General features: G+C 41.7%; 3 protein-coding genes. All 3 read right to left on the reverse strand.

Annotated elements, in window-relative coordinates; genetic code table 11:
• Positions 1–4620 (reverse strand): ATP-binding protein (locus tag QUB13_RS25805; RefSeq protein WP_333386633.1); only part of this gene is annotated, 4620 nt, incomplete at its 3' end.
• A gap of 69 nt (positions 4621–4689) precedes the next feature.
• Positions 4690–10080 carry a trifunctional serine/threonine-protein kinase/ATP-binding protein/sensor histidine kinase gene (locus QUB13_RS25810; protein WP_333386636.1) on the reverse strand — a complete coding sequence of 1797 codons (5391 nt, stop codon included), beginning with the start codon at positions 10078–10080 and terminating at the stop codon, positions 4690–4692.
• Positions 10081–10149: 69 nt separating this feature from the next.
• The gene (locus QUB13_RS25815; protein WP_333386639.1) at positions 10150–16005 is read right to left on the reverse strand and encodes an AAA family ATPase; all 5856 of its coding nucleotides are present in this window, start codon (positions 16003–16005) and stop codon (positions 10150–10152) included.
• Positions 16006–16074: the final 69 nt, after the last annotated feature.

Consider the following 16074-nt stretch of genomic DNA (forward strand, 5'->3'; position numbering starts at 1 on the left):
AGCCGACATCTTTTCGCTTTGAATCATTTGCAATTGGCTTTGCTGCAAGTCATGCAAGGCTTGCTCTAGCTGTTGGGCATAAGTTTGTGACTGCTCATAAAGTCGGGCATTTTCTAGGGAGATAGCAGCTTGAGCGCAGAGTAAATTGAGCAGTTCAACGCGATCGCTCGTAAATGCCCCCGTTACTAAAGTATTTTCTAGATATAAAATGCCCATCAACTTGCCCTGATTTAAAATAGGGCTACACAAGATACTCTTCGGCTGCTGACGAATAATATACGGGTCATTAGCTAAAGTCGGATCGGCGATCGCATCAAGTAGCACAACAGTCTGCTTGCTGTGCTTGACTTTATAAATTAGTTTCAGGGGAATGTCCTGACTCTCTTCAACCGGAATCCACTGCAACACAACTGGCTCTGTATTTTCAGTTATTGACCCCTTAACCAGCAAGCGATCGGATCGCAAGAGCATTAACACACACTTATCTGCTCCCGCATTTTCAACAACAATAGAAAGCAACGATGAAAGCAGTTTGGACAGTTCGATTTCACTGGAGAGAGTTTGGGAAGCTTTGAGAATTGCAGCTAAATCTAAAGCTACAGAGACACTACTACTACTGGAAGTGGCTCCACTGGTGGATGTAACAGTTCCCAAGGTGAAGATAGTTTCGTGAGGGGAGAGGGGAGAACGAGTTTGTTGGAGAATGGGAGCAAGCAGTTGCCGATAGCGTGTTTCCAAGTCGGCGACTTTGGCTTTGGCACCCCAACGAGCATAGCCATAGTAGGCGTTTGTCATGTATTCTCCAGCAATGCGCTGTTTGCCCCATTCCAGGTAGAACTTTGCCGCCAGTTCGTTAGCCAGTGCTTCTACTTGGATATAGCCGTTGGTTTTTGCTCCTGCGATCGCGCGATCGTAGCTATCTCCTGCTTCATAATTATTGCCTAAAACCCGATATTTTTCAGCTTCTACTAGGTCGTATTTATGTTGAAAGTTCATCGGTGCGGAAACTGCACGATGGTAGAGTATGGCTTGATTTTTGGAAACCCGCTCCAGCAGTTCGGTTTTGTCTGTGGCTTCGGTATAGGTAGCCAGTGCTGTCAGGGAATCGTAAAAGTAAAAAACTAATTCGCTAATCCCGCTTCCTGCAACTGCTAGGGTTTGACGCACTTCTATTGCATCTTGAATTGCCTGTGGATATTGATTAAGGAGATAGGAAGTAGTCAGGCTATAGACCCAATAATAATGCAATCCAATTAAATCATTAGTAGCGGTGAGTGCGGCGTGTATTTGCTCTGTTTTATTTGTCAAAGTTGACTGGTTTTGACTATTTTGGAGCCGTTCAACTGCTTGTAAAACAATGTAAGAGTAGTTTAAAGATGTTTTGAGATTGAGCTTGGATAGGGTATTTAAATAAGGTTCTGTTTCTGTCACCAAAGTATTTAAATCCTTACCAGTTATATAAACGCACTGACACAGATGGTGGACGTGATAGCCTGCAAACTCTGAATCGCCGACTTCCTGGGCTGTCTGGAAACCTTCCCTGTATAAAGCTAAACTGTTGCGAAAATGAGATTTATAGTGGATAAAAAATGCGGCCAGGAGAAGATTAACTTTTGGCTGCATAAAACGTGCATTGAGTTTTGCCACTAATTGTGATGACATCTGAGCAAAGTCATAAGCTGTATCCAAATCCCCTAACATCTTACTCAATAAAACCGCATAGTTACTGTAACTAAAAGCTGATAGGGAGTTATTACCTTTCTGAATCGACAACAGAACTTGAGTCAGAACAATAAATGGAAATAGTTGGGAAGCAGAAAGATAGGCTGCGCCGGTAACACTAGAAAGTAACTGCATAATTGCCAATGCTTCTGGTTCGGTCATCACCGGCAAATCGAGTAAATCTTCAGCAGTTCTACCATTAAGCAATTCCGTTACCTTTTCTACAGCCGATGTTATATCTGTCGGTGTCGGTTGCTCTGGAAGATAAGTGTTAAATTTGGTTAAAGCAGTCTGGGCAATCGCGATCGCCTCTTGAAATCTCCCCTGGGTTGTATAGGCTTGAATCTGGATTTCGTAGGCTTTGACGTACTCCGTCGCTTGGAGATTTGCAGCTAAAATTACCTTTACTCCCTGCTCAATTTGCTCGTAATTACCGCATAAATACGCCGCTTCTGTTGCTCCTTCCTGCAATCCTAAGATCAGGCTGGTTTGGGTCTGCCAAGCACCATCAGACAGCAAATTTATACCTGTAGTGAAATATTTAAAAGCTGGTTCGTAAGCATTTGAGGCTTTAGCTTTGCGTCCAGCAATTAAATTAAGTTGGGCAAGATTATCTTTTTCCGATTGGTCAAGGATAATTGCGATCGCCCTGTTCCAATGGTTGACAATCTCGAAAATCTTGGCTTCTAGTTCGGTGTCTGGGGTGCTTTGTCGCAGCAACCGAGCGATCGCTAAATGAGTTGACTGTTGTCGATCTTCTGGAATCAAGGAATAAGCCGCTTGTTGAACGCGATCGTGTAAAAACCGATAAGTAGGATTTGCTGAAGCTTTGAAAACTTGTTCGCTATCTGATTGGGTGAAGAATTTATAGATTTTTGTTGTGGGAATTACTAACCCTTCTTGCAATGCTTTCCATAAATCTGTAGCCGTTTTACCCGCCGTTTTCTCACTGACAATTACCAAAGTATTCAAATCAAATTCAGCCCCAATACAAGCCGCCAACTTCAGGATTTCCTGAGTTGCTATCGACAATTTCTGTAATTGCAATGCCATAAATTCTACTACATCATCAGTAATTGCTAAGGCTTTAACTCGAGCAAGATCGCATTGCCAATGTTGAGTTTCCCAATCAAAACTAATTAAATTTTCATCATGTAATGCTTTAAGAAACTGAGTTGCAAAAAAAGGATTTCCTTGGGTTTTTTGATTGACTAATTTAGTTAGGGGTTTAGCTAGAGATAATTCACAATTCAGGGTATCTGCTACCAACTGATTCATGTCTGATTCCCTTAAGGATGACAATGTAATTTTATTTACTGTTGCTCCAGCTTTCACAATCTCATCTACAGTTAAAATAAATGGATGGACGGGAGAAACTTCATTATCCCGATAAGCTCCTAATACTAATAAATATCCCGTATCCTGAATTAATAACTTTAATAAATTCAAGGAAGCAGAATCTGACCATTGCAAGTCATCTAAAAACATCACTAAAGGATGTTCTTTGGTTGTGAAAACTTGCACAAAATTTTGAAATAGTAAATTAAAGCGATTTTGGGCAGCAGTTCCTGATAATTCTGTCGCTGGTGGCTGTTTGCCGATGATGTTTTCCAATTCAGGAATTACGTCAATTAAGACTTGTCCATTATCCCCCACTGCTTCGAGAATTTGGGTTTTCCAAGTTTGCAATTGCTCATCGGATTCTGATAATAATTGCCCCATTAAATCTCGAAATGCTTGCACGAAAGCACTAAAGGGAATATTGCGATTTAATTGGTCATATTTACCTTTAATAAAATAACCACGTTGTCTAACAATGGGTTTATGAACTTCGTTGACAACCGCAGTTTTCCCAATTCCAGAAAACCCAGCTACCAGCATCATTTCTATTGCACCCAGACTGACTCTTTCAAATGCTTGTAGTAAAGTTTCTACTTCGGTTTCTCGACCATAAAGTTTTTCTGGGATAATGAAGCGATCGCATACATCCCTTTGTCCAATTTCAAAGCTCTCAATCGAACCCGTAACTTGTAGTCGATCTAAACACTTTTCTAAATCAAACTTCAGTCCCAATGCACTTTGATAGCGACATTCGGCATTCTTTGCCATCAATTTTGTGACAATTTCTGATAGTACAGAGGGAATTTCCGAATTAATTTCATGCACTAAGGGCGAGGCTTTGGCAATATGAGAATGTACTAATTCCATTGCATCTTTGGATTCAAAAGGTAATTTCCCGGTGAGTAATTCGTAGAAAGTCACACCTAAAGAATAAAAATCAGTTCGGTAGTCTATTCCCCGATTCATTCGGCCTGTTTGTTCTGGAGAAATATAAGCAAGTGTCCCTTCTAAGATATTGGGATTAATTAGTGTTTGGGTTTCCCTTGGTAGTAAAGAGGCAATACTAAAGTCAATTAATTTGACTTGTTTGGTCTCAGGATTAATTAAGATATTACTGGGTTTAATATCTTTGTGAATGATGCGCTCGCGATACAATATATCTAAGGTATTGCACAGTGCGCTCGCCATTTCTAAAAACTCTCTCAAAGATATTGCATTCTTCCCTTTAATCACCCATTCCTGAAGGGAAATCCCACCAAAATCTTCCATGATTAACGCATAGCCATTTTGATAGGGTTCCAGGTTATAAGTTTGGACTATACTAGGTGAGTTGAGATTTTTGGCAATGGTATATTGATTGCGAAACTGTACCAATTCGCTAAAGGTAGGATAGTCGTTTTTCAGCAGTTTGATGACGACAGGTAATTGGTCATTGGTACGGACGGCCCGATATACTAAAGTTCGACTTCCTGAATAAACTGTCTCGATAATTTTATAGTTGGGAATTTGAACGGTTGTGTGAGGTTTGCTGGAGGAGTGAGAGTTATTAATGGTCATAGTTTTTTGAGGATTTATGAGTGAGCGATCGCTTACATGAGTCCGAAGAAGAGGGAAGAATTAACTTGTTTATGCCGCCTTGATGGGTAAGGTGATGATAAATTCTGTTCCTTTTCCTAGTATAGAGTTAACGTTCAGGGAACCGCCATGTTTTTCCTCAACAATTTGACGTGCGATCGCCAAACCCAATCCCGTGCCTTTCCCGACTGCTTTCGTCGTAAATAAATGGTCAAATATCTTTGATTTGACTGATTCAGTCATCCCCATACCATTATCAGCAATGGTAATTTTAACTAGATTATGTTCTACTGAAGTTGTAATGGTAATGCAGTTAGGATTAACTTTGATTTCCGCAAAAGTCCGCCCATGATTTGACTCATCTAAGGCATCGATCGCATTGGCAAGAATGTTCATAAACACCTGGTTAAGCTGTCCAGGGAAACAATTAATCGCCGGAAGATTGCCATAGTCTTTCACTACTTCAATGGCAGGTCGCTGATCGTTGGCTTTCAATCGATATTTGAGAATTAAGATCGTGCTGTCGATGCCAGAGTGGATGTTAAAAGGAACTTTGTAATCTTTGTCAGCTCGGGAAAACGTGCACAGGCTAGTGCTGATATCTTTGATGCGATCGCAACCCAATTGCATCGAGTCAATCATTTTGGGCAAATCTTCGATAATATAGTCTAAATCGATATCTTCGGCATGGTCGGCAATCTCTATTTCCGGGGCGCGATCGCTATAGAGATGGAGATGCTCTACTAAGTCTTGAACTGTGGATTTAGCTTCATTCAAATTGCCAGTTAGGAAGCCGACGGGGTTATTAATTTCATGAGCAACGCCAGCAACTAAGTTTCCCAATGCCGACATCTTTTCGCTTTGAATAATTTGTATTTGTGATTGTTCAAGTTGGTGGGCATAGTTTTGAGACTGCTGATAGAGCCGAGCATTTTCTAAGGAGATCGCTGCTTGGGTACAGAGAAAGTTGATCACTGAGAGTCGATCGCTAGTAAAAACCCCCGCAGTTATTTCATTTTTCAGGTAGAGAATACCTACTAAATGTCCTTGATTGAGAATTGGTAAACATAGTACACTCTTAGGATTATGTTGAATCAGATAATCATCAATGACTGGTAAATCTGTTTGCAAATTGTCGATCACCACCACAGATTGGGTGCGTTTTACATACTGAATTAATTTGATCGGCACATCGGGATGATCTTCTAAGGGTTCGGAGCAAAGTTCTGTAGTTTCTGGGGTGGAAATAGCTCTCACATGCCAAGTTTCCTGATCGGGCAAGACTAATATACACCTATTACCCCCGGAGTTTTGGAGAATAATTTGGGTAAGTTGCTTCAGAAGTTCATCAAGTTCGATCGTACTAGAAAGAGCTTGGGCAGCTTTGATTACTGAGGCAAAATCTAAAGAATCAGAAATACTGGTACTAAAAACTTTAGTGGCTGAGTGAGTAATACTTGTCAAGGTTTCTAGGGCATTGAAGCTGGTTTGGGATTGCTGTAAGATCGATTGGAGTAGTTGGGGATAGCGGATTTCTAGATCGACAACTTTGGCTTTTGCACCCCAGCGAGCATAACAGTAATAAGCTTCAGTCATGTAGACTTGAGCGATTTTTTCTTTACCCCATTCCAGATAGAACTTAGCCGCCAGTTCATTAGCCAGAGCCTCTTCATTAACAAATTCGTTTTCTTTGGCTCCAGAAATAGCTCGATCGTACATTTCCATTGCTTCGGCGTTGCGTCCCAAAACCCGACACTTTTCTGCTTCAACTAAACACCATTTATGCAGGGTATTCATGGGGGCAAAACCTGCCCACTTGTGCAATTTCTGCTGATTTTTAGCGATGTGATCTAGGATTTGCTGTTGCTCTGATTTTGTTGAATGGGGATACAATCCTAGCTGGGATAAAGAATCGTAGAGGTAAAATGGCACAGTGACATATAAGGCAGTACCACCGTCTACATATTGTTTTGCAAGAGTCGCTTGCTGGCAGGCCTTGGCAACTTCACCAAATAAGTAACTTAAATAGGTTTGGTTAACATAATAGACAAATAACCCTGTGCGATCGCCCGCTGCTTTTGCTTTTTGACTAGTGTTTTGCGTTGCCGAATAAGCTGAACCCTCAAGTAAACTAGGGTTACTAGATTCTCCAATTAAGTTTAATGTGATCTGATGATACATACTGGCATAAAATAAAGGATTATGCTGCTTGGCTTGCCTAATCATCTCTACGTAATAGTGCAGCGTTTGGGCTAAACTTAAAAGCTCAGATCCACACCAATATAAATGGCTACCCATGTTCGCAGCACACGCAGAAGCAGACTCTAGGTCGCCAGTTTCCAATCCAATTTGATAGCCTTCCTGAAATCCCAATAAAGTGGAACGGAGGTGCTGTTTCCAATGGAAAATGGTGCAATTCACGGCGGCTAGAACTTTGGGTCGAAGATCCTTTGCATTGAACTGATCTAAGATTTGTAATGACAACTGACCAAACCTATAGCCCTGATTAATATCGCCTAAAGATCCACATAAAATAATCCCATAGCAACTATAAGCAGCGGCAGACAGGGGCGTATTGCCGGATCGCACCGACAAATTTACTTGTTGGAACATCAATAAAGGAAGTAGTTTTGATCCACGAAGAAAAGCCCCACTTATCGCCATGGCAAGTATCCGCATAGCCGCTAATTTTTCCGGACTTGACATAATCGGCAGATTTAGTAAATCATGCCTTGTTTTGCCAGCTAGGATGAGTTTGGTTTTAGCTAACCCTAGTAAAACTTGCAACCTATTTGGGGATCTGGGCAACTGAATCCCAAGTTGGCTGAGGACATTCAGAGAAGTCTGCATTGCTTCTGCCAGACAATTCTGGGCCAGATATACTTGAATTTGAGTTTCGTAGGTGGTGATTTTATCTAGCAGGGTTTTGGCAGATTTCAAGGTGATGGCGGCGATCGCCTCAAATTGCTCAAACTGCCCACTTAGATAAGCAACTTCGCCAGTTGCTTCATGAAGAGCAAGGGTTAGTTCATAATTGGAGTTCCAGCAATCTTCAGGCAATAATTCCATCCCAATTGTGAAATAGGCGATCGCCGCATCATAGGCAGTGGATAATCTTGCTTTCTTGCCTGCGGCAAGATTGAGTTGAGCGAGTTCTGTTCGTTCTCTAGTTTGAGTAATCAAAGATTTTCCCATATTAAAATGTCCGACAATATCAAATATCTTCTCCTCTCTTTCTTGCTCTGAGCAATTTTCCTTAATTAGCTGTCCAATTTTGAGATGAGTAATCTGTTTATTTTCTTCAGGAATTAGCAAATAGGCAGCTTGTTGGACACGATCGTGCAAAAACCGATAAGTAGAATTAGCTGCCGCATCAGCACTAGACACATTATCAGACTGGATAAAGAACTTATAGTTTTCCGTATTGGGAATAATCAAACCTTCTTGCAAAGCCTTCCATAACTCCGTAGCTGCAACTTCTGCTGACCTCTGACTGATAATTGCCAAGGTATCCAAATCAAACTGCGCCCCAATACAAGCAGCCAATTTAAGAGCATCCTGAGTCTCCCTCGGCAACCTCTGCAACTGCAGAGCCATAAACTCTACCACATCATCAGTAATAGCTAGGGCTTTAACTTGAGCAATATCACACTGCCAATACCGTTCGTTTTGATCAAAGATAATTTGCTGATCTTCATACAAAGACTTGAGAAATTGCGTAGTAAAGAAGGGATTGCCTATGGTTTTCTGATAAACCAACTCAGTCAAAGGTTGAGCGATCGATAAATCACAATTCAGAGTGTCAGCTACTAAATAATTTGTATTTAATAAACTTAAAGGTTGGAGCGTAATTGTATTCACCACTGCTCCAGCTTTGCTCATCTCATCTACAGTCGAGATAAACGGATGAGCCGGAGAAACTTCATTATCTCGATAAGCTCCTAAGATCAATAAATACCTTGTATCTTGCATCAACAATTTCAGTAAATTCAGCGAAGCCGAATCAGCCCACTGCAAATCATCAATAAATATCACCAAAGGATGCTCTTGACTAGTAAATACTTTGATAAAGTTCTGAATTAGTAAGTTGAAGCGATTTTGGGCGGCGGTTCCTGATAGTTCCGTAGCGGTGGGTTGTTCACCAATAATCAGTTCTAGTTCGGGGATTACCTCAATTAAAACCTGTCCATTGTCACCCACAGCTTCCAGAATCTTAGTTTTCCATATTTGTAATTGAATATCTGATTCTGATAGCAACTGCCCCATTAAATCTCGAAAGGCTTGAACAAATGCACTGAAGGGAATGTTGCGTTGAAATTGGTCATATTTGCCTTTGATAAAATAGCCACGCTGCCGAGTGATCGGTTTATGAACTTCGTTAACCACGGCGGTTTTACCGATACCTGAAAAACCAGCAACGAGCATCATTTCTGTGTTGCCATCACTAATGCGATCGAAGGCATTCAGCAGTGCCTGAACTTCTTGTTCTCGACCATAGAGTTTTTCGGGGATGATGAAGCGATCACTCAAATCCCTTTCACCTATTTCAAAATATTCAATCTGACTGGTTTTTTGTAATTGTTGGAGACAAAGCTCTAAATCATACTTAATTCCCAAGGCACTCTGATAGCGATCTTCGGCATTCTTTGCCATCAACTTAGTGATGATTTCCGATAATACTAAGGGAATCTGGGGATTGATCTGATGTGCAGAAATAGGAGTTTGTGCCAAGTGACAGTGGACTAATTCCATCGGGTCGTTGGATTTAAACGGCAACTCTCCTGTTAGTAATTCATAAAAAGTTACCCCCAAAGAATAGAAGTCACTGCGATAGTCAATCCCCCGATTCATTCTGCCTGTTTGCTCTGGGGAAAGGTAGGCAAGGGTTCCTTCTAAGGAGTTGGCATTTTGGATTTCTTGGGTTTCTCGTGGTAACAGCGAGGCAATGCTAAAGTCGATTAATTTAATTTCTTTGGTTTCGGGATTAATCAGAATATTGGCAGGTTTGATATCTTTATGAATAATGTGCTGACGATACAATATATCTAAGGTGTTGCAGAGGGCGATCGCTACTGCTAAAAATTCTCTCAAAGATAGTGAGTTCTTCCCCGAACCCGCCCATTCCTGAAGAGAAATACCCCCAAAGTCTTCCATTACTAACGCATAGCTATTCCGATAGGGTTCTAGACTATAGGTTTGGATGATTCCAGGTTGACAAAGGTTTTTAGCAATGGTATACTGGTTACGAAACTGCACGAGTTCGCTAAAGGTAGGATACTCATTTTTCAGGAGTTTGATGACAACAGGTAATTGGTCATGGGTACGGATGGCCCGATATACTAAAGTTCGACTTCCTGAATAAACTGTCTCGACAATTTGATAGTGGGGAATTTGAACGGTTGTGTGAGGTTTGCTGGAGGAGTCAGAGTTATTAATGGTCATAGTTTTTTGAGGATTTATGAGTGAGCGCTCGCTTACAGGAGTCCGAAGAAGAGGGAACAATTAACTTGTTTATGCCGCCTTGATGGGTAAGGTGATGATAAATTCTGTTCCCGATCCTAGTATAGAGTTAACGTTCAGGGAACCGCCATGTTTTTCCTCAACAATTTGACGTGCGATCGCCAAACCCAATCCCGTGCCTTTCCCGACTGCTTTCGTCGTAAATAAATGGTCAAATATCTTTTGTTTGACTGCTTCATTCATCCCGCTACCATTATCAGCAATACTGATTTTTACCTGGTTATTTACTAATAATGTTTGAATGATAATGCTGTTGGGATTAGCCTGGATTTCGGCAAAACTGCGATTTGTATTTGATTCTTCCAGTGCATCGATCGCATTGGCCAAAATGTTCATAAACACCTGGTTAAGCTGTCCAGGGAAACATTCGATCGCAGGAATATTCCCGTAGTCTTTCACTACTTCAATGGCAGGTCGCTGATCGTTGGCTTTCAATCGATATTTGAGAATTAAGATCGTGCTGTCGATGCCCTCATGAATATTAAAAGGAACTTTGTAATCTTTGTCAGCTCTGGAAAACGTGCGGAGACTCGTGCTGATACCTTTGATGCGATCGCATCCCAACTGCATAGAGTCAATCATTTTGGGCAGGTCTTCGATAATATAGTCTAAATCGATATCTTCGGCATGGTCGGCAAGCTCTGTTTCTGGGGCGCGATCTCGATAGAGATTGAGATGCTCCACTAAGTCTTGAACTGTGGATTTAGCTTCATTCAAATTGCCAGTTAGGAAGCCGACGGGGTTATTAATTTCATGAGCAACGCCAGCAACTAAGTTTCCCAATGCCGACATCTTTTCGCTTTGAATCATTTGCAATTGGGTTTGCTGTAAGTCATGTAAGGCTTGCTCTAATTCTTGAGATTTTTGGATAATACCGGCTTCGGCACGTTTGCGATCGCTAATATCCAAAAACAATCCATCCCAAACGAGTGAACCATCAGCAAATCTTTGGATTTGAGATTCCCCATGAATCCACTTGATAATTCCTGATGGGGTGATGATTCGCCCTTCCCAGTGCCAGGAAGATTCGGTTTGAATGGTGTGAGTTTGAGACTGTAGAAAACTTGCGATGTCATCTGGATGCACCATATTGGTGAAAAACTGCCAATTGGACATAGCTTGCTCTGGGGTAATTTCCAGCAAGTTGTAACAGTCAGCACTAATGTAGCTCAACGATATAGCCCCATCGGCAGTCATGGGATATTGAAAAACTACCCCAGGCACATTGTTTACCAAGCTATGGAAGCGAGAGTTAGTCGCACTCAACTCATTGAGCGATCGCTCTAGCTGTTGGGAATAGGTTTGTGACTGCTCATAAAGTCGCGCATTTTCCAGAGAAATTGCCGCCTGAGTGCAGAGTAAATTGAGCAGTTCAACGCGATCGCTTGTAAATGCCCCCGTTGCTAAATTATTTTCTAGATATAAAATCCCCATCAACTTGCCCTGATGCAAAATCGGGCTGCACAAGATACTTTTAGGCTGCTGACGGATGATATAGGGGTCATTAGCTAAGGTGAGATCGGCACTCGCATTAATTAGCACAGCAGTCTGCCTGTTGTGCTTCACTTTATAAATCAGCTTCAGGGGAATGTCTTGACTGTCCTCAATGGGAAGACGCTGCAACACGACTGGTTTTGACCCCTCGATAATTGACCCTTCGATCAGCAAGTGCGAGTCTCGTAAGAGCATTAATACACACTTATCAGCCCCCGCATTTTCGATGACGATCGCAAGTAACGATGCAAGCAGTTTTTCCAGTTCAATTTCACCGGAAATAGTTTGAGAAGCTTTGAGAATCGCTTTTAAATCTAGGCTATCTGAGACACTACTACTGGATGTGGCGGAACCGGTGGAAGTGACACTCCCCAATGCGAAGATAGTTTCGTTAGTTGAGAGGGGAGAACGGGTTTGCTGTAATATCGGAGCAAGTAATTGGGGATAGCGAGTTTCTAAATCAGCGACTTTGGCTTTAGCGCCCCAGCGAGCATAGGCATAGTAGGCTTGGGTGATGTATGACTGAGCTATGTGCTCTTTGCCCCATGCGAGGTAGAACTTTGCCGCCAGTTCATTGGCAAGGGCTTCTTCTTGGACATATTCGTTGGCTTTAGCTCCAGAAATAGCCTTGTCGTATAGCTCAATTGCTTCACTTTTCTGTCCTAAGACTCGACATTTTTCAGCTTCTACCAAATCAACCTTATGCTGATAATTCATCGGGGCATGGTGCGCCCAATGCTGTAACTTAGTTTGGTTTTCTGCCACCCGCTCTAATACTTTTGATAACTCCCCTAAAGATTGACTCGATAGTGCCAGAGCAATCAAAGAATCATAGAGATATAATGCAGGTTCACCGACTGTTCCCACACACCCAATTAAATAGTTTCTGCCCTCAACTGCATAATTGTTAGCTGATTCAAATTCCCCAAACAAAAAGCAAAGCATTACCTTATACAAATAGAAGTAATACAACCCATATAGGTCATTTCCAGACCGGAGCAGAGAGAGAAATTCCGTCTCTTGGAGGACTGACCCAGACAAAATGGTGGGATGCTCCGCAAAACCCAGTAAATTTAAAATAGATTGCCAATACATCAGACAGTAATTAGCTGATGTCAATTGGTTAATTGACGCTAAACCATTGTAGTAAGTGCGTGTATCTTGCTCCAAGGTAACAAGGGGTTGACCGCACCAAAAAGAATGCCGACAGAAATTGTGGCCATTATATCCGGCGTATTCCAGGCTTCCGACTTCCAGAGCATTCGCGTAGCTCTCCCTAAAGAGTGGTAACGTTTCTTTGATGTGAGATTTGCGGTGGAGGATAAAACAAGCCAGCAACATTAATACTTCAGGTTTAGTCGCTTTAGCATCGAATTTTGAAACTACATTCAATGCCAACTGCCCAAACTGGATAGCTAAATCCACATCCTGCTGCATATTACAGACAATCATGCTATAGCAAGCATAGTTAAAAGCTGAAATAGCGATGTTTCCGTACTGCAAAGACAATTTGACTGATAAGGAAGTCAGTAATGGGAACAAAGGAGGGACACAGACGTAAGCTGCTGGCATGAGGCTGGTGGCCATCTGGATAATGGCAATTTTGTTTGCATCAGTCATGACACTGAGGTGCACAAAATCTTCAATTCCCCTATCTCCAATCAGTTCGCTAATCTCTTGCATTGACTGTTGAATATCGGTCAGCGTGGGTGTTTCGGGAAAGGTCACACCCAATTGTCGCAATATCTGGATGCCGAGCGCAATGGCTTCAATCAGTTTATTCTGAGAGGTATTGACTTGAATTCTCAGGCGGTAAACATTGAGCTTTTCCAGTAAAGAGTGTGCCTGTTTAATAACAATATCAATCAACTGTTCCATCGTCTCAAAGTCACTGCCTAGCATTGCCACTTCCGCTGCTAATTCATAGAAGGCGAGGGTGATTTCATACTGCTGTTGCCAAGCGTTTTCCCGCAACAGAGACAATCCCACTGCGGCATATTCACGAGCCGCTTGATAGGCGGTAGCGGCTTTGGCTTTGCGACAGGCGATGAGGTTAAGTTTTGCTAGTTCATCTCGTTCTGTTTGCTGGGTAATTAAAGACTTTCCGTGATTTAATTGATTAACAATTTCAAAAATACGGTCTTCTGTTGCTGAGGAGGAAATCTGTTGTAAAAGCAGTTGTCCGATTTGGTAATGAGTCGTCTGTTTTTGGTCGTCTGGAATCAGGGAATAGGCGGCTTGTTGTACTCGGTCATGTAAAAATCGATAAGTTGGATTCGCTGCTGTATCAGCAACCAATGCACTGTCAGACTGAATAAAGAACTTATATATCTCTGTATTCGGAATAATCAAACCTTCTTGTAAGGCTTTCCATAAATCATCTGCGGTTATTTCCGGGGATTTTTCTGAAACAATCGCCAGGGTATTTAAATCAAACTGTGCCCCAATACAAGCAGCCAGTTTAAGAGTATTCTGAGTTGTCAGCGACAATTTCTGTAATTGTAGTGCCATAAACTCGACGACATCATCTGTCAGAGAAAGCGATCGGACTGCCGTAATATCGGATTGCCAATGTCGTGTTTCCCAGTCAAAAGTAATGTATTTATCTTCATGCAATGATTTCAGAAACTGGGTAGCAAAGAAGGGATTACCCTGAGTTTTTTGGCACACCAATTCGGTCAAAGGTTGAGCTAAGGATAATTCGCAATTTAGCGTATCTGCTACCAACTGATTCAGATTGACTAAACTTAATGGTTGTAGTGTAATGGTGTTGACTGCTGCGCCAGTTTTAACTATTTCATCTACAGTGAGAATGAAGGGGTGAGCGGGTGACACTTCATTATCTCGATACGCACCCAAGACTAATAAATGTCCGGTTTCTGACATCAACAATTGCAGCAATTTCAGTGAGGCTGAATCCGCCCACTGCAAGTCGTCCAAAAATATCACTAAGGGATGTTCAACGCTAGTGAAAACTTGCACGAATTTCTGCATGAGCAGATTAAAGCGATTCTGGGCAGCAGTTCCTGATAGTTCTGTGGCTAATGGTTGAGCGCCAATAATGCCTTTGAGTTCGGGAATGACATCAATCAAAACTTGTCCGTTGTCTCCAACGGCTTCCAGAATTTTGCTTTTCCATGTTTGTAACTGAGCATCGGATTCAGAGAGCAATTGCCCCATCAAATCTCGAAATGCTTGCACAAAAGCACTGAAGGGAATGTTGCGATTAAATTGATCATATTTGCCTTTGATAAAATAACCCCGTTGCCGCACAATTGGTTTATGAACTTCGTTGATAACTGCTGTTTTCCCAATTCCCGAAAAACCAGCGACCAGCATCATTTCTGTTGCACCAAGGCTAACTCGCTCAAAGGCTTGTAATAAAGTTGATACTTCGGTTTCTCGACCATAGAGTTTTTCAGGAATCGAGAAGCGTTCGCACACATCCCGTTGTCCAATTTCAAAGCTCTCAATTGAACCCGTTTCTTGGAGTTGAGTTAAACATTTTTCTAAATCAAACTTAATTCCTAATGCACTTTGATAGCGGTTTTCAGCATTTTTTGCCATCATTTTCATCACGAGATCGCAAATAACTTGGGGAATTTCTTCTGTATTCCCTAAAAGTGGTGGTTGTTTGGCAATATGAGAATGTACCAACTCCATTGCATCATTTGATTCAAAAGGTAACTTCCCTGTCAGTAATTCGTAGAAAGTTACACCCAAAGAATAAAAGTCAGTCCGATAGTCAATTCCCCGATTCATCCTTCCTGTTTGTTCTGGGGAAATATAAGCAAGTGTCCCTTCTAAGACATTGGGATTGATTAGTGTTTGTGTTTCCCTTGGGAGTAGAGACGCAATACTAAAGTCAATTAATTTGACTTGTTTAGTTTCGGGATTAATTAAAATATTGCTGGGTTTGATGTCTTTGTGAATAATGCGATCGCGATACAATATATCTAAGGTGTTGCAGAGTGCGATCGCCATTTCTAAAAACTCTCTCAAAGATATTGCATTCTTCCCTTTAATCACCCATTCCTGAAGGGAAATCCCACCAAAATCTTCCATGATTAACGCATAGCCATTTTGATAGGGTTCCAGGTTATAAGTTTGGACTATACTAGGTGAGTTGAGATTTTTGGCAATGGTATATTGATTGCGAAACTGCACGAGTTCGCTAAAGGTAGGATACTCATTTTTCAGGAGTTTGATGACAACAGGTAATTGGTCATGGGTACGGATGGCCCGATATACTAGGGTGCGACTTCCTGAATAAACTGTGGAGACAATTTGATAGTTGGGAATTTGAACGGTTGTGCGATCGTTGCTGGAGGAGTGAGAGTTATTAATGGTCATGGTTTTTTGAGGATTTATGAGTGAGCGATCGCTTACATACATGAGTCCGAAGAAGAGGGAAGAATTAAC

This window comes from Microcoleus sp. B4-D4 (assembly GCF_036705185.1).
Lineage (GTDB): Bacteria > Cyanobacteriota > Cyanobacteriia > Cyanobacteriales > Microcoleaceae > Microcoleus.

Bases quoted from the DNA above. Each gene is read 5' to 3' on its own strand.
- QUB13_RS25815 (WP_333386639.1), bottom strand. From the start codon at position 16,005: ATGACCATTAATAACTCTCACTCCTCCAGCAACGATCGCACAACCGTT.
- QUB13_RS25810 (WP_333386636.1), bottom strand. From the start codon at position 10,080: ATGACCATTAATAACTCTGACTCCTCCAGCAAACCTCACACAACCGTT.